The 15,327-nt window shown below is 72.8% G+C and carries 18 protein-coding genes and 1 pseudogene; 10 read left to right on the plus strand and 9 right to left on the minus strand.

Translation table 11 applies throughout. The annotated features are described in order from the left end of the window. Positions 1 to 24 precede the first annotated feature (24 nt). The 3 genes and pseudogenes from DTB53_RS08200 to DTB53_RS37340 form a co-directional block, all read left to right on the plus strand. The gene (locus DTB53_RS08200; protein WP_012379654.1) at positions 25 to 1,254 is read left to right on the plus strand and encodes a cytochrome P450 family protein; all 1,230 of its coding nucleotides are present in this window, start codon (positions 25 to 27) and stop codon (positions 1,252 to 1,254) included. 163 nt (positions 1,255 to 1,417) lie between these two features. Continuing rightward, the gene (gene serC / locus DTB53_RS08205; protein WP_012379655.1) at positions 1,418 to 2,536 is read left to right on the plus strand and encodes a phosphoserine transaminase; all 1,119 of its coding nucleotides are present in this window, start codon (positions 1,418 to 1,420) and stop codon (positions 2,534 to 2,536) included. A gap of 114 nt (positions 2,537 to 2,650) precedes the next feature. Next, positions 2,651 to 2,776: pseudogene (locus DTB53_RS37340) on the plus strand (Uma2 family endonuclease); the annotation flags it as partial. A 13-nt stretch (positions 2,777 to 2,789) separates the two neighbouring features. Here the strand turns inward: DTB53_RS37340 and DTB53_RS08215 are convergent. From DTB53_RS08215 to DTB53_RS08230, 4 genes are all read right to left on the minus strand, one after another. Beyond that, the gene (locus DTB53_RS08215; RefSeq protein WP_012379656.1) at positions 2,790 to 3,194 is read right to left on the minus strand and encodes a DUF4259 domain-containing protein; all 405 of its coding nucleotides are present in this window, start codon (positions 3,192 to 3,194) and stop codon (positions 2,790 to 2,792) included. 89 nt (positions 3,195 to 3,283) lie between these two features. Next, complete coding sequence (locus DTB53_RS08220; protein ID WP_012379657.1) at positions 3,284 to 3,757, minus strand: Asp23/Gls24 family envelope stress response protein; 474 nt, start codon at positions 3,755 to 3,757, stop codon at positions 3,284 to 3,286. A gap of 300 nt (positions 3,758 to 4,057) precedes the next feature. Then, positions 4,058 to 4,366: a GNAT family N-acetyltransferase gene (locus tag DTB53_RS08225; RefSeq protein ID WP_012379658.1), complete on the minus strand. Its 309-nt coding sequence runs from the start codon at positions 4,364 to 4,366 to the stop codon at positions 4,058 to 4,060. Between the two features lie 74 nt (positions 4,367 to 4,440). Then, on the minus strand, positions 4,441 to 5,100 hold the full coding sequence (locus DTB53_RS08230) for a hydrolase (RefSeq protein ID WP_012379659.1): 660 nt from the start codon (positions 5,098 to 5,100) through the stop codon (positions 4,441 to 4,443). A gap of 205 nt (positions 5,101 to 5,305) precedes the next feature. On the opposite strand from DTB53_RS08230, the gene DTB53_RS08235 reads away from it, so the two are divergent. Both DTB53_RS08235 and DTB53_RS08240 read left to right on the plus strand, forming a co-directional pair. Continuing rightward, positions 5,306 to 5,770, plus strand: coding sequence for a MarR family winged helix-turn-helix transcriptional regulator (locus DTB53_RS08235; protein WP_012379660.1), 465 nt, complete (start codon positions 5,306 to 5,308; stop codon positions 5,768 to 5,770). Between the two features lie 136 nt (positions 5,771 to 5,906). After that, positions 5,907 to 6,455, plus strand: a complete 549-nt coding sequence (locus DTB53_RS08240) for a VOC family protein (RefSeq protein WP_012379661.1) — start codon at positions 5,907 to 5,909, stop codon at positions 6,453 to 6,455. A gap of 6 nt (positions 6,456 to 6,461) precedes the next feature. Here the strand turns inward: DTB53_RS08240 and DTB53_RS08245 are convergent, their stop codons facing one another. The 3 genes from DTB53_RS08245 to DTB53_RS08255 all read right to left on the minus strand — a co-directional run bounded on the left by DTB53_RS08245 (position 6,462) and on the right by DTB53_RS08255 (position 8,959). Beyond that, positions 6,462 to 6,986: a GNAT family N-acetyltransferase gene (locus DTB53_RS08245; RefSeq protein WP_012379662.1), complete on the minus strand. Its 525-nt coding sequence runs from the start codon at positions 6,984 to 6,986 to the stop codon at positions 6,462 to 6,464. A gap of 72 nt (positions 6,987 to 7,058) precedes the next feature. Then, positions 7,059 to 7,904, minus strand: coding sequence for an ABC transporter permease (locus DTB53_RS08250; protein ID WP_012379663.1), 846 nt, complete (start codon positions 7,902 to 7,904; stop codon positions 7,059 to 7,061). Further along, a complete protein-coding gene (locus DTB53_RS08255) occupies positions 7,901 to 8,959 on the minus strand; it encodes a daunorubicin resistance protein DrrA family ABC transporter ATP-binding protein (RefSeq protein ID WP_012379664.1) in 1,059 nt (352 codons plus the stop codon). The genes DTB53_RS08250 and DTB53_RS08255 overlap by 4 nt, the downstream gene beginning before the upstream one ends. A gap of 161 nt (positions 8,960 to 9,120) precedes the next feature. Here DTB53_RS08255 and DTB53_RS08260 point away from each other — a divergent pair, with 161 nt between their 5' ends. Both DTB53_RS08260 and DTB53_RS08265 read left to right on the plus strand, forming a co-directional pair. Further along, entirely contained in the window at positions 9,121 to 10,056 is a 936-nt protein-coding gene (locus DTB53_RS08260) for a TetR/AcrR family transcriptional regulator (RefSeq protein ID WP_012379665.1), read from the plus strand. Between the two features lie 31 nt (positions 10,057 to 10,087). After that, positions 10,088 to 10,489 (plus strand): PPOX class F420-dependent oxidoreductase, encoded by a 402-nt coding sequence (locus DTB53_RS08265; protein WP_003967237.1) that lies wholly within the window; start codon positions 10,088 to 10,090, stop codon positions 10,487 to 10,489. Positions 10,490 to 10,610: 121 nt separating this feature from the next. Here DTB53_RS08265 and DTB53_RS08270 read toward each other — a convergent pair whose 3' ends face one another. Then, entirely contained in the window at positions 10,611 to 11,651 is a 1,041-nt protein-coding gene (locus tag DTB53_RS08270) for an SdiA-regulated/phytase-like domain-containing protein (RefSeq protein WP_012379666.1), read from the minus strand. A 58-nt stretch (positions 11,652 to 11,709) separates the two neighbouring features. Here DTB53_RS08270 and DTB53_RS08275 point away from each other — a divergent pair, with 58 nt between their 5' ends. Continuing rightward, a complete protein-coding gene (locus DTB53_RS08275) occupies positions 11,710 to 12,420 on the plus strand; it encodes a GDSL-type esterase/lipase family protein (protein WP_012379667.1) in 711 nt (236 codons plus the stop codon). Between the two features lie 63 nt (positions 12,421 to 12,483). Here DTB53_RS08275 and DTB53_RS08280 read toward each other — a convergent pair whose 3' ends face one another. Further along, a complete protein-coding gene (locus tag DTB53_RS08280; protein WP_003967240.1) occupies positions 12,484 to 13,137 on the minus strand; it encodes a TetR/AcrR family transcriptional regulator in 654 nt (217 codons plus the stop codon). A 397-nt stretch (positions 13,138 to 13,534) separates the two neighbouring features. Here DTB53_RS08280 and DTB53_RS08285 point away from each other — a divergent pair, with 397 nt between their 5' ends. Both DTB53_RS08285 and DTB53_RS08290 read left to right on the plus strand, forming a co-directional pair. Further along, the gene (locus DTB53_RS08285; protein WP_012379668.1) at positions 13,535 to 14,410 is read left to right on the plus strand and encodes a hypothetical protein; all 876 of its coding nucleotides are present in this window, start codon (positions 13,535 to 13,537) and stop codon (positions 14,408 to 14,410) included. Further along, entirely contained in the window at positions 14,407 to 15,285 is an 879-nt protein-coding gene (locus tag DTB53_RS08290; protein ID WP_012379669.1) for a hypothetical protein, read from the plus strand. The genes DTB53_RS08285 and DTB53_RS08290 overlap by 4 nt, the downstream gene beginning before the upstream one ends. Positions 15,286 to 15,327 lie beyond the last annotated feature (42 nt).

Consider the following 15,327-nt stretch of genomic DNA (forward strand, 5'->3'; position numbering starts at 1 on the left):
ACCCGGAAGCTTCGGAGGCCCCGCATGACCCGCATCGCGCTCGACCCCTTCGTCAGAGACCTCGACGGCGAGAGCGCCGCGCTGCGGGCCGCCGGCCCGCTGGCCGAGGTGGAGCTGCCCGGCGGTGTACACGTGTACGCCGTCACCCGTCACGCGGAGGCCCGCGCGCTGCTCACCGACAGCCGCGTGGTCAAGGACATCAACGTGTGGAACGCCTGGCAGCGCGGCGAGATACCCATGGACTGGCCGCTGATCGGCCTGGCCAACCCGGGCCGCTCGATGCTGACGGTCGACGGGGCGGACCACCGCCGTCTCCGTACGCTGGTGGCGCAGGCGCTCACGGTGAAGCGGGTGGAGCGGCTGCGCGCCGGGATCGAGGCGCTGACCAACGCGAGCCTGGACAGGCTGGCGGCCCACCCGGCCGGGGCGCCGGTGGACCTGAAGGCCGAGTTCGCCTACCCCCTCCCCATGAACGTGATCAGCGAGCTGATGGGCGTGGACGCGGCGGACCACCCGCGGCTGAAGGAGCTGTTCGAGAAGTTCTTCTCGACGCAGACCCCGCCGGAGGAGGTGCCGCAGATGATGGCGGACCTCGGGACCCTCTTCACGAAGATCGTCGACTCCAAGCGGGCGAACCCGGGCGACGACCTGACCAGCGCGCTGATCGCGGCCTCCGAGGACGGCGACCACCTCACCGACGAAGAGATCGTCAACACGCTGCAACTGATCATCGCCGCCGGGCACGAGACCACGATCAGCCTGATCGTCAACGTCGTGGAGGCCCTGGCGACCCACCCCGAGCAGCGCGAGAAGGTGCTGAACGGGGAGATCGGGTGGGACGGCGTCATCGAGGAGACGCTGCGCTGGAACACCCCGACCTCGCACGTCCTGATCCGCTTCGCGACGGAGGACATCAAGGTCGGCGACAGGGTCCTGCCGAAGGGCGAGGGCCTGATCGTGTCGTTCGGCGCGCTGGGCCGCGACGAGGAGCAGTACGGCCCGACGGCCGGCGACTTCGACGCCGGCCGCACCCCGAACCGCCATATCGCCTTCGGCCACGGCCCGCACGTCTGCCCCGGTGCGGCGCTCTCCCGCCTGGAGGCGGGCATCGCGCTCCCGGCCCTGTACGAGCGGTTCCCGGAGCTGGACCTGGCGGTCCCCGCCGCGGAGCTGCGCAACAAGCCGATCGTGACCCAGAACGACCTGCACGAACTGCCGGTGAAGCTGGGCTGCCCGTTCGGACACGACGCGTAGGGAGTGTCCGCGAAGTCTCGTCGTCCGCCCGTCGGGCGGGCCGGACGAGACTTCGCGGCCACGACCCGGGGCAGTGTCCGCGGGCATCCACGGGCCGGAGCGCGCGTCTCATCCGACGGACACGGTTGCTGAGCCGTGCCACCGAGGGACTACGCTCCGTCCCGTGGCCGACATCCAGATTCCCGCTGACATCAAGCCCGCCGACGGACGCTTCGGCGCCGGTCCTTCCAAGGTGCGGACGGAGGCGCTCGACGCGCTGGCCGCCACCGGCACCTCTCTCCTCGGTACGTCCCACCGCCAGGCCCCGGTCAAGAACCTGGTCGGCGAGGTGCGGGACGGTGTGCGCAGCCTCTTCTCCCTCCCCGAGGGTTACGAGGTCGTCCTCGGCAACGGCGGCTCCACCGCCTTCTGGGACATCGCGACGCACGGTCTGATCGAGTCGAAGTCCCAGCACCTGAACTTCGGCGAGTTCTCGTCGAAGTTCGCCAAGGCCGCGAAGCTCGCGCCCTGGCTGTCCGACCCCACCGTCATCGCCTCCGACCCGGGCACCCACCCGGACCCGGAGGCCGAGGCGGGCGTCGACGTCTACGCCTTCACCCACAACGAGACCTCCACCGGTGTCGCGGCCCCGGTCAAGCGCGTCGCGGGCGCCGACGAGGGCGCGCTCGTCCTGGTGGACGCCACCTCCGGTGCGGGCGGCCTCCCGGTCGACATCACCGAGTCCGACGTCTACTACTTCGCCCCGCAGAAGTCCTTCGCCTCCGACGGCGGCCTGTGGATCGGCGTGTTCTCCCCCGCGGCGCTGGAGCGCGCCGCCCGGATCCACGCCTCGGGCCGGCACATCCCGGAGTTCTTCTCGCTGCCGACGGCGATCGACAACTCGCTGAAGAACCAGACGTACAACACCCCGGCGCTGGCCACCCTCTTCCTGCTGAACGAGCAGCTGAAGTGGATGAACACCCAGGGCGGCCTGGACTTCACGACCGGCCGCACGGCGGCTTCGTCGGGCCACCTGTACGGCTGGGCCGACGAGTCGAAGTACGCCACCCCGTTCGTCACGGACCCGGCGAAGCGCTCGCAGGTCATCGGCACGATCGACTTCGCGGACGAGATCGACGCGGCGGCCGTCGCCAAGGTGCTGCGCGCCAACGGCATCGTGGACACCGAGCCCTACCGCAAGCTGGGCCGCAACCAGCTGCGCGTGGCGATGTTCCCGGCGATCGACCCGGCGGACGTGCAGGCGCTCACGGCGTGCGTCGACTACGTGATCGAGAAGCTGTAACGCCCTGGTCCTCGACCGCACGGAGACGGCCCGGCACCCACGCGGTGTGCCGGGCCGTCTCCGCTTCACCCGTCGGAGTGGCACGGTCCGGAAGCGCGCTCCCGGACTGCTCCGCCCGGCGATGATGACCGCCACGAGGTCTGCGCCCCGGGCCGGCAGGCCCCGCTGCCCGCCTCGATCGGCGCCGACGTCTCCCCGGACGTGGACGAGATCGTGCGCGCGGGCCGCTCGAAGCGCTGAGGGCGTTGAGAGGTCACGCCGCCGCGAGCACCGCGCGCAGGGCGGCTATCCCCGCCAGCCACGCCTGGTCCTCACCGGCCTCCGCCCACAGGTCCAGCGGCTCCGCGTTCTCCGCGGTGAGGCGGTCCAGGGCACGGACGGCCAGCGGGCGCAGGTCGGCGGGGAGCGGGGGCAGCGGCTCCTTCGGGCCGTACGCGGTGGTGACGGGCTCTCCTCCGGGGCACTGCGCGGCGATCAGCGCCGCCGCGGCCACCGCCTCTTCGCCGCAGTCCGCGTACTGCTCCGGTCCGGTGTCCGCGATGGCGCTCAGCACGTCCCGGAGCACGTCCGCCTTCCTGCCGGGCTCCGCGTCGTCGACCCGCCCGCCGAAGTCGGCGGCGGTGTCGTTGTCGAAGTGGCCGATGTCCCAGGCGCCCATGGGTCCCCCCTCAATCCGCTGTGCCGGTCACCCGGTCGTGCCGGTGCCCCCATCCTCACAGCCGCCACTGACAATCGGCCGTGTCGGGCTCAGACCACGCGGGCGCCGCCCCGTCCGGCGCCTCCGCCGTCCGAACCGTCCTCTTCCTCGTCGTCCTCGTCCGGGATGTGCACGTCGAAGACGTTGATGTTGATCTCGACGACCTCCAGCCCGGTCATCGTCTCCACGGCGTCGACGACGTTCCCCCGGATCCGGTCGGCGAGCTCGTGGATCGCAACGCCGTACTCCACCTCGACGTCGACGTCGATCGCCGTCTGTTTCTCACCCACCTCCACCTTCACGGTCCGTTCCTTGCCCGAGGCCCCGGGCACCCGGCCCGTCACGGCGCCCAGTGCCTTCGCCGTGCCCTTGCCCACCGAATGGACGCCGCCGGTCTCGCGGATGGCGATGGCCGCGATGGTGGCCACGACGCCGTCGGCGATGGTGGTCCTGCCGCGTACGCCGTTTCCCCGGTTCCCGCCGATCGACGCCGGGTTTCCGCTCCGAGCTGTGCTGTCAGCCATGTCCGCCTCGCAGAGAGTGGTTGCCACGGGTGCTCCTCCCACCCGTGCGGGCCCCCACACTCACTCTCCGCCCGCCCGCGGCCATCCGCCAATCGGGCTACCGGGCCTCCGCGGCGGGCCGGACGTCCGCGTCCACGTACGGCCCCGGTCCGCCGGCCGGGGCGGGCGGTCAGACCGCCTCGCGCGACCCGGGCCCGGGCGGCCGAGGGCGGGAGGGGCCACGCCTCACCCACCGGGACAGCGGACCCGCACCTCATCCTCCGAGGGAACGGGCCCGCGCCTTCCCCGCTCCCCGCCCCGTCAGTCGCTGACCTTGCTGCGCGACTGGTACAGCAGGTCCTGGTACTCGGGGTGCCGGGCGATCCATCCCGCGTAGAACGGGCAGGTGGGCAGGACGCGCAGGCCGGCGGCGCGCGCCTCGTCCAGGGAGGCGCGGGCCAGTGCGGAACCGACCCCCCTGCCCTCGTACGCGGGCGAGACCTCGGTGTGGAGGAACGCGATGAGTTCCGCCGTACGGAGATAGTCCGCGAAGCCGGCGACCTCGGCCTCTCCGTCGACCCGGGCCTCGTACCGCTTGGCCCCGGGCACGTCCTTCACTTCGACTGCCATGTGTCCTCTTCTCTCCGTTCGTCGGCGCACCGGACCGGTCCGGGTGGCGCGTCGTCGTCCTACCAGTCTCGGCGTCAGCCCGCACTTCCGGCGCGCCCGGCGGCGAGGAGCTGCGTCTCCCAGGCGAAGGCCACGCCCGTGGCGCCCCCGTGCTGGGCCTGGACCTCCGCGGCCCCCGGGATGGTCTCCTCGCGGGCCCAGTCGCGCTGCCACTCCCCCATCACGGCCAGCCAGGTGATCGGCACGACGCCCGCCTGGACCATGCGCCGCACCGCCATGTCGTGCGCCTCGGCCGACACGCCCCCCGAAGCGTCGGTGACGGCGTAGACCTCGTACCCCTCGCCCGCCGCCTGGATGGCCGGCATCGCCAGGCAGATCTCCGTCCAGAGCCCGGCCAGGATCAGCTTCTTGCGCCCGGTCGCCTTGACGGCGTCGACGACGCGCCGGTCCTGCCAGGTGTTGATGAAGGTCCGGTCGATCGGCTTCTGGTCCGGGAACACGTCCTGGATGCCCTGGATGATCAGGCCGCCGCGCTCCTCCAGGACGGTCGTCAGGATCGTCGGCACGTCGTAGACCCTGGCGGCCTTGGCGAGCCCGACGACGTTGTTGACGATCATCGTCGGCTCATGGCTGTTCAGGTTGGCGAACTGGAAGGGCTGGTGGTCGATCAGGACGAGGACGCTCTCCTCCGGCGTCAGCAGCGCGTCGAGTCCGGCCTTGTTCTGGGTGCTCATGGGATTCCCCTTCTGGAGCTTCACGTGTGCCTGCCACAGCCATTTAGTTGACGTGTCATCCACACTAGGCATCGATGATTGACACGTCAACTAGCCCTTGGGGCGGCCGATTTGCGCAGGGCCCGGGGGAGACCGGCCATCCGAGGCGCGCACCGGCCCCGCCCGGCCATGGCCGAGCCGCCGACCGCATCGCTACGCTCCTGGCATGGACGCACCGCCCAACTGGCTGACCCCGGAGCAGCAGGCCGCCTGGGACAGCTTCATCCGCATGCAGGAGAAGCTCATCGGACGGCTCTCACGCCGGGTGCAGTCCGACTCCCGCATGTCCCCCGCCGACTACATCGTGCTGGCCAAGCTCACCGAGGCCGGCGGGCGCATGCGCTTCATGGACCTGACCAAACTGGTGGAGTGGGAGAAAAGCCGCATGTCCCACCAGGTGGGGCGGATGGCCAAGCGCGGACTGGTGACCAAGGAGGACTGCCCCGACGACGGACGCGGAGCGTTCATCGTCGCCACCCCGGCCGGCCGGAAGGCCATCGAGGACGCCGCCCCCCTGCACGTCGAACATGTCCGCAGGCTGTTCATCGACGCCCTGACCCAGGACGAGCTGGACGCCCTCTCCCACATCGCGAACCGCGTCCTCACGCACATGGAGAAGCAGTCCGACTGACCGGCTCCGGGCGGCGCCCCGCACCCGTCGCACACGGGGCCCATCACCCGCCCCGAAGGCGATCCCTGCTCGTCGGGTGCTGCGCGGAAGCAGGCGCACCGCACCGTGAACCGCTGCGAGAAGCCCGGCGTTCGCCGTGGAGCCGCCCGTCCGACTCGCCCTGGTGCGCCGGGCGCTGCGGCCGCATCGCCGTAACGCTGAGGACACCGCCCGGCAGCCGCACTACAGTTGGTCCATCGTGTCTGAGCTCCTGGGAATCAACCACCTGACCCTGTCCACGACCGACCTTGACCGACTCGTGGCGTACTACACCGAGTTGCTCGGAGCGACGCTCGCCTTCGAGCGCGCGGCGACCTCGTCCCATCCACGCATCGCGGCCGTCGACGTCGGCGGGAACGACCACCTGATGATCGTCGAAACCGCCGAAGCCCCCACGACTGATCCCGATCCCCTCGGCAACGCGGGCTGGGGTCTGCGCGTCGGGACATACGCGCGGCTGTCCGCGGTTCGCGAGAGCATCCTCGGCGCCGGGTGGCCGGTCGGGCAGATCGAGACACTGCCCGCGCAGTGGACGATGACCGCTCGCGATCCCGATGGACGGCCGGTGGATGTCCGAGCCCACCGCCCCGTGCCGCCCGACAGCACCTCTCGCCGCCCGGCGGATCCCGGCGGGTCATCCCGGTAGGAGGGCTCAACGGCCCCCCGGTGCGGGCGGGCTGCCCGTCCAGCGCCGCTCGCCGTCCGCCCGCTCCCCGGTCGGCCGGAGGCCCGCCGCCTTCGCCACCCGCTCCGAGGCGGCGTGGTCGGGGTGGACGTGGGCGAGGAGCTCCCGGACGCCTCCGGCCGCGACCAGGTGCGCCGCGAGTCCCTGCGCGGCCTCGCTCGCGTAGCCCCGGCCCTGCCAGGGCGTCCCGATCACCCAGGCGATCTCCGCCCGGGGCCCCCGTACCGTCGCCTGCACGTATCCGGCGAGGCGTCCGTCCGCGCGGACCCGCAGCACCCAGTTCCACCACCGCTCCCCCGGGTCCGGCGAACCGGCGCACTGCCGCTCGTAGCGGGACCGCAGCGCGGCGGCGTCCGGCGGGCCGCCGCCGGTGAACACGTACAGCGCCGGGTCCGCGAGGACGGCCGCCATCTCGTCGGCGTACGCCGGGTCGAGGGGGAGCGCGTCGAGGCGGGCGGTGGTGAAGGGCCAGGGGGCGATGGTCGTCGGCACGGTCCGACCCTATGCCGAGCACCGGCCCCCGGCACAGGGTTTCCGCAGCTCACAGCGGGTGGGCGAGGCTCCTCACCGGCTCAGGCGCTGGAAGCGGCGCACCGCCAGCGGCAGGCACACCAGCGTGATCGCCAGCGGCCAGACCACGGCCATCAGCACGGCGTGCTCCTCCACCCAGGTCCCGCCGCCCGCCACGGGGTTGCCGAACAGTTCGCGGGTGGCCGTCGCCGTCGAGGAGATCGGGTTCCAGGCCGCGATCGTGCCCAGCCACCCCGGCATCAGGGACGGGGCCACGAAGGTGCTGGAGATCATGGTGACGGGGAAGGCCACCGCGTACAGGCCGCCGGCCGCCTCCGGGGTGGGCACCAGCATGCCGAGCCAGACGCCCACCCAGATCAGGCTGAACCGCAGCAGCAGGAGCAGCCCGAACGCCGCGAGTCCGGCCGGCACCCCGCCCTCCGCGCGCCAGCCCATCAGCAGCGCGGTGACGGCCAGGATGGTCAGCTCGGCGGCGGCCACCACGAGGTCGGCGGCCCCGCGTCCGGAGGCGAAGGCGGAGGGGGCCATCGGCATGGACCGGAAGCGGTCGACGACCCCCCTGGCGGCGTCGGTGACGACGGCCACGGTGGTGTTCATGAAGCCCATGGCCATGGTCATGGCGAACATGCCGGGCATCAGGAACTCCCGGTAGTCCCCGCCCCCGGGCACCTTCATCGCACTGCCGAAGACGTAGCCGTACAGCAGGACGGAGAGGATCGGGAAGCCGAGCTGCCAGACGACGGCGGAGGGGTGGCGCTGGTAGTGGGTGAGGGTGCGGCGGGTGATGTTCCAGCAGTCGGTGACCGCCCAGAGGACGGAGCCGTGGTCGCGGACCGGGGCCGTCCGCACCGCGGCGGGGTTCGCTGCGTCTGTGGTCATGCCGCCACCTCCGCGGGGATGTGGTCGTCGTTGCCGGCGCCCCGGCCGTCGCCGCCGGGGACCGCGCCGTGTCCCGTCAGGCGGAGGAACACGTCGTCCAGGCTCGGCCGGCGCAGTCCGATGTCCTCCACCGCGATTCCGGCGTCCTGGAGGCCCCGGGCCACCTCGGTGAGTGCGGCCACCCGGTCGGCGACCTGGGCGTGCACCCGGCGGGCGGTGGCGTCGGTGACGACGAGTCCGCCCCCGGCCACCCGGTCGACGGCCCTCGTCACCGCGTCGAGGTCCCCCGCCTCGGCGGCCACCACCTCGATCCGGTCGCCGCCGACCCGGTTCTTGAGCGCGTCCGGGGTGTCGTCGGCGATGGCCCGCCCCCGGTCGATGACGGTGACGCGCGAGGCGAGCTTGTCCGCCTCGTCCAGGTACTGCGTGGTCAGCAGCACGGTCGTCCCGCCCGCCACCAGCGCCCGGACCGCCTCCCACACCTCGCCCCGGCCGCGCGGGTCGAGCCCGGTCGTCGGCTCGTCCAGGAACAGCACGTCGGGCTGGAGGATCATCGAGGAGGCCAGGTCGAGGCGTCGCCGCATGCCGCCGCTGTACTCCTTGGCGCCCTTGTCGGCGGCCTCGGCCAGGTCGAACCGGTCCAGCAGCTCCCCGGCGCGCTGCCGGGCCCGTCGGTTGCCCAGGTGAAAGAGCCGTCCGAACATCTCCAGGTTCTGCCGCCCGGTGAGGCCCTCGTCGACGGCCGCGTACTGGCCGACGAGCCCGATGCGGCTCCGAACCCGGCGGGGTTCGCGGGCCACGTCGAGCCCGGCGACCTCCGCCCGGCCCGCGTCGTACCGCAGGAGCGTGGCGAGGACCCGCACGGCGGTGGTCTTGCCGGCCCCGTTCGGGCCGAGCAGGCCGTGGACGGTGCCGGGGCGGACGGCGAGGTCGAACCCGTCGAGCGCCCGCTTCTCCGTGCCGCCCCTCCCCCGCCCCCGGTACCGCTTCACCACACCCTCGGCGAGCACCGCGTACCCGGACGCGGCACCCGACCCTGTTTCAGGCATGAGCATGTCCCAACCCCCTGTTCCCCACTGCTTCCCGGACCGGTTCCGGACCGGCTCCCGGACCGGCCGGGAGCTGACTGGGTACACCGCACCCGCAAACTGGGTACAGCGTACTCCGATGCGGGTACGGCGTACTCACCTTTCCTCCGGAGCATTACGCTGACCTCATGGCGAAAGACGGATCGACAGCGGCGACGGACGGCACGACCACCGGGAGCGGCGACATCGCACGCAGCCTGGAACTCCTGTGGGGCACCGGGGACCGCCCCAGCCGCGGCCCCAAACCGGGGCTCTCGCTGGACCGGATCGTCACCGCCGCCATCGCCGTCGCGGACGCGGAGGGGCTGACCGCCGTCTCGATGCGCCGGCTCTCCACCGAGCTGGGCACGGGCACCATGTCGCTCTACCGGTACGTCCCCGGCAAGGCCGAACTGCTGGACCTGATGCTCGACCGGGTGCTGGGCGAGCCCCTGCCCGGCGCCACGGGCCACCACCCCACCGGCACCGGCCGTACCGCCGGTGCGGACCATCCCTCCGAAGCGCCCCCCGCCGACTGGCGGGCGTCCGTCGACGCCATGGCCCGTACCTACCGGGAGAACCTGCGCCGCCACCCCTGGCTGCTGAAGATCAACCAGGCCCGCACGGTGCTCGGCCCCAGTGCGCTGCGCGGCCTGGAGCTCTCCCTCACCGGGTTGCGGTCCATGGGGCTGCGCGACCCCGAGCTGATCGGCGTCATCGTCACGGTCAACAGCTTCGTGGAGGGCATCGCCCGCACCCGGGCCGACGCGGCGGAGGCGGTCCGGGAGACCGGGCTGAGCGACCAGGAGTTCTGGGACAACCAGCGCCCGTACCTGGAACGGGCCATGCTCAGCGGTGCGTACCCGATGATGGCGAGCCTGTCGGAGGACACCTTCAGCGCCGAGTTCGACCACTTCGACTTCGGGCTTCGCCGGCTGATCGCCGGCTTCGAGGCCCTGGTCGCGGAGCGGACGGTGGCCGGAGCGGTGGACGGGGCCCCGGACCGGGCGGAGGAACGGGGGGAGGACCGGGCGGAGGACCGGGCCGCAGAGGGGACCACTGAGCGGACAGCGGCCCGGAAATGACAGCCTGCCCGGCCCGTGCCCCAATGGATACATGGACGCCAGCCGGGAGCTCGCTCCTTTCGTCAAGCAGTACGCCGTCCTGCTGAGCACCCACCGGCAGGACGGAACGCCCGTCGGCACACCGGTCAACATCGCCGTCGAGGGCGATCACGCGTTCATCCGCACGTTCTCCTCCGCCTGGAAGGTCGAGCGGATGCGGAACCACCCGCAGGTGGAGATCGCCCCCTGCACGGTCCGGGGCCGCCCCACCGGACCGCAGATCAGGGCGCACGCGCGGCTGCTGCGGCCGGGTACGGAGGAGAACACGCACGCGGCGCGGATGCTGTCGCGGAAGTACCCGGTCGTCCAGGGCGTGCTCGTCCCGTTCGCGCACCGGCTGAAGCGGGACCGGACCCTGCACTACGAGGTGTGGCCGGTGACGGACGACAACTGAGCGAGGCCCGGCCGGGGACAGACGGACGACAACTGAGCGAGGCCCGGCCGGGGACGGGCGGGCGGCGGCTGCACGAGGCTCGGCGCGTGGCGGGCTACCCGCTGAGAATCCCGGGCGGGTCTCAGCCCCGGCCCCGCTTCCGGCGGAACGCGAACCACAGGACGGCCACCCCCACGACGATCGCCGCACCGAGCCCGGCGCCGCCCTCGCCGTCGCCGTCCCCCTCCTTTCCGCCGGTCTCGTCACCCGCGCTGCCGCTCCCGGAGGGCTTCCCCCGGTCCTGGCCGCCCCCCGAGCCGCCGCCCCCGCCCTCCGTCTCCACCCGGACGACACCGCTGCGGGCCCCCTCCGAGCCGAACATCAGGGCCGAGCCGTCCGCCGTGTACGTCACCGACTCCGCCTGCCGCTGGAACGGGGCGGCGACCGAGCGGTCCTCACCGAGGCGGCCGTTCTCGAAGGCGTACTCGCGGGCGCTGAAGTACGAGCGCAGCACCAGCCGGGTCCCGTCGGGCGAGAAGGCCCCGTCCGTGACCCACGGCACCTCACCGACCCGCCGGAACACGTTCGGGGAGCCGGTGGTGAGCTTCGCGGGGCCTTCGTAGAGGCCGCCGCCGTCCTCGTTCTTGGAGGCGATGTAGGCGCGGCCGGTCTTCGGGTGGACCATCAGCGCCTCGGCGTTGCGGGCCCCGTCGGCGTACGTCACGTCGTACTGGACGGCCGTGACGGTGGCGTCGCGCAGGGTCTTCGGCTCGGGGAAGCGGTAGATCCAGACGTGGTCCCAGGTGCCGTCGAGGTTGTCGCCGATGTCACCGACGTAGAGGTCGCCGTCCGGCCCGATCGAGATGCCCTCGACGTCCCTCGGCTCCCCCACGCCCCGCATGGTGATGGTCGCCAGCGTCTTCCCGGTGCGGGAGTCGACGGCGTAGACGTAGGGGCCGTCGTCGCTGTCGTTGTGCGTCCAGTAGACGCCGGGGTGCGCGCGGCTGGCGGCGAGGCCGCTGGACTCGGTGATGCGGGGGTCCTCGATCGTGAAGTCCCGGTCGGGCCGTCCGTCGTCGGCCGCGGCCGGTCCGGCCGCGGCGGACAGCGGAAGGGCGACGACGAGGGCGGCGGCGAGAGCGGCGGCGGCGCGGCCCGCCGGGCCGGTCGGATACGAGCGCATGGCCCAAGTGTCCATCGTCACGTCGCAGGCCGGAGCCGTGATCGGCCATGATGACGCCATGCGTTTTCTCCCGGTCGGCGATTCCATGACCATCGGCGCCACCGGCGACTTCACCTGGCGCTACCGGATGTGGCAGCACTTCGAGACGTTCCCCGGCCTCCGGTACGAGATCGTCGGCCCGCGCACCACGCTGTACGACACCGGGGCGAACGCCCCGGTCTCCCACGCGTACGCCGACCCGTCCTTCCCGCCCGCCGCCCGCCGGCACCTGTCCGGCTGGGGCGAGGGCTGGCTGCACATGGCCCCGGTGATCGCGGACGCGGTGCGCGAGGCGGAGGCGGACGTCCTGCTGGTCTCGCTCGGCCTGATAGACCTCGGGTTCTACACGGACGCCGAGCAGACGGCCGCCAACGCCCGCGCGTTCATCACGGCGGCCCGCACGGCCAATCCGCGTCTGCGCATGGTGCTGCTCCCGGTGATACCGAACGTCCGGGCCGTGACGGACGCCCCCTTCGCCGCCTCCTGCGCCCGCTTCAACGACCTCCTCGCCAAGGCCGTGGCCGACCTCGACGAACCGTCCTCACCGCTCCTGCTGGCCTCGCGCCCCACGGCGTACGACATCCGCACGGACACCTACGACGGCACCCACCCCGGCCCGACGGGCGAGCACAAGCTCGCCGCCGCCTTCGCCGACGCGATGCACCAGGCATGGGAGCTGGGCGGCCCCTACGCGGGGCTCCCGGCTCCGGCGCTGCCCCTGCCGGCCTGATCGGCGTCCCGCCGCGTCAGCGGCCGGCGTTCCCGTCGGCCGAGGGGCCTCCGGCGCCCCGGCTCACCCCGCGGGCTCGCCCGCCGACCGCGACCCGAGCATCGACAGGGCCAGCTGGGTCAGTTCCCCCGAGACCTCCTCGGGTCTGGCCCGGCGGCTGCGGCGGGTGTGGTGGGCCATCAGCTCGTGGACCGTGCCGACCATCACCATCACGTCGACCCGGTGGTCCCGGTCCTCCGCCTCGCCGCGCTCCACCGCCCGTTCGGCCTCCCCGGTCAGGAACTCCGTCCACAGGGCCCGCCAGAGTTTGCAGTGCTCGTCCACCACGGCGCTCACCCCCAGCACCTCGACGAACGTCACCCGGGCCTCGCGCGGGTCGCTGGTGACGGCCTCCACGTAGGCGTCGAAAAGCAGTTGGACCCGTTCCGCGATCGAGTGGTTCTCGATGCCGTCGCCCTGGAGGGCGCTCTCCGCCGCCCGCAGCCCGGTCGTCGTGACCCGGTTGTGGAGGGCGATGAGCAGCCCTTCGCGGGAGCCGTACTCCTGACGCAGCACCTCGACCGGCACACCGGCCGCGGCACACACATCGTGCTCGGCGGTGGCGCGGTATCCGTTGACGCCGTACAACTCCCTGGCTGCTTCGAGAAGTTGTTCGCGCGCCTGCGTGCGCGCGGCATCCCCGGGCCCCGTCCGCTGAACCGTCCAGCTCTCCGCCACCGGTCCTCCTTGAGCGCAAGGTGCGGGAGAGGGGCCTGCGCGCCTCTGCACGAACCGCCGCCCCATTGTGCTCGCCCCACCCCCGTTCGGACGGCCTCGCCACACCCATACGGGGGAATACCCGCACGCGGAAACGCTTCTTCTTTACGCGCCCCGAATGCGCCCCAAACTCACCCCGTACGGATCCGGGACTCACCCCCCGGGCAAGCCCTCACCGGAGCGCCGCCGGAGGTACCTGCGGTGCCGCGGGGCTTCCGGCGGAGCGCCGCCCGGGTGCCGCCCGGGTGCCGCGAACCCCGCCTTGAACGCGTTCAAACAGCTCTGACACCATGGCCGCAGCTGCCGCCCCGATGAGGGCGTGCCGCGCGCATCGCCGTGCGCAAGGGGGGACTGAACGATGGAGAAGAAGCGTCCGTACGGGCTGTCACTGCTGCTCTCGACGGTGATCCTGCTGCTGGAGGCGGTGCTCGCGCTCGTCGTGTCCGTCCTCGACGGGCTGACCCGGCAGTCGTGGGCCACGGCCCCGACCGGCGGCTCGCCGCTGTTCGTGGTGCTGCTGCCCGTTCTCGTGCTGTTCGCCGCCGTGGCCGCCGCCGCGCTGTCGGTGGCCCTCGTCCTGCCCATCGCCGCGCTGAGCGACGCGCTGGGACGCCGGTTCGGGGGGCGGGAGGTGTGGTGGTGGGTTCCGGTGGTGGCGGCGGCCGTCTCCCTCGTCCTCGTGGGCGCGACCACCGTCGTGACCGGTTCCCCGGAGCCCGTCGGCTTCGCCGGGGCCTGGCCGCTGACCGCGGTCGCGCTCACCGTTCCGGCGCTGGTCTGCCGCTCGCGCCGCAAGCGGGCCTTCGGCCCGGTGTTCCTGTGGGGGCTGACCGCCGTGGTGCTCACGGGGGTGCTCGGCGGCGTCGCGTTCGGCACGGGCGTCCTGACGGTGTACCGCCCGCCGGTCGTCCCCCGCGCCGCCCTGGTGGGGACCTGGTCCGACGGAAGGGGCGGACTGCTGACCCTTGAGGCCGACGGCCGGGCCACGGTCTCCGGCCTCGACGGCACCTCCGGCGACCGGGGTGAGGCCTGTGTGGGCCACGGGACCTGGGGATACGGCACGGGAACGAGCCGTCACGCCCGGGGAGTCGGCGTGGACGTGTCCCCCTGCGGCCGGACGGTCTGGGACGTCGGCGGGACCGCGGACCGGCCGACCCTCCACCGGACCGTCGTGCGGTCCGTCGAACCGGACGACGTGGACCGGTACGAGCTGACCAGGAGGGCGGCGCGATGACGAAGAAGCGTCTCTGGGGGCTGTCGCTGCTCCTCTCGATCCTGGCCCTGCTCATCGAAGCGGTCGTCGCCTACGTCGTGGCCGTCGTGCACGGCTTCACGCAGGAGCCGCCGAGCCTGGGCGGCGGTTCGGTGATGTTCGTCTTCTTCCTCCCCGTGGTCGCCGTGTTCGGGACCGCGGTCGCGGGCGTGGTGTCCGTGGTCCTCGTCCTGCCGACCGTCCGGCTGAGCGCGGTGCTGGGACGCCGGTTCGGCGGGCGGGAGGCCTGGTGGTGGGTTCCGGCGGTGGCGGCGGCCGTCTCCCTCGTCCTCGTCGTCGCGCTGTCCGGCGGTTCGGGGCCCGTCGGCATCGCGGTGGCCTGGCCGCTGACGACGGCCGCGCTCACCGTCCCGGCACTGCTCTGGCGGTCACGCCGGGAGCGGATCTTCGGGCCGGTGCTGCTGTGGGGGCTGGTCTCCGTGGTCCTCACCGCCGTCCTCGGCGGCGCCGGTCTCGCGACGGGGATCATTCCCGAGTACCGTCCCCCGGCGGTCACCTCGGCGGAGCTCGTCGGACGCTGGTCCGACGGACTCGGCGGAACGCTGACCTTCACGGCCGACGGCCGGGTCTCCGCCGTCGATGTCGGCGCCGAGGACGACGACGACGGCGGAGACGACAGCGACAGCGAACCCGACGCGTGTACGGGACAGGGCACCTGGAGCTACGAGGCCGGTGAGGACACGAGGTCGCAGGTGCTGACCATCGACGTCCCCCCGTGCACGTTCGGCTACTGGAACATCGGCGGCCGGGACGGCCGGCCCACCCTCTACCAGTACGTCGGCGACCCGGACTCCGGGGACCTGTACGAGCTGACGAAGACGTCCGGCGGGCCCTGACCGGACGGACGCGCCCCCAGCTCCCGGCTCCCGGCTCCCGGC

The organism is Streptomyces griseus, from assembly GCF_900460065.1.
GTDB classification, from domain to species: Bacteria; Actinomycetota; Actinomycetes; order Streptomycetales; family Streptomycetaceae; genus Streptomyces; species Streptomyces griseus.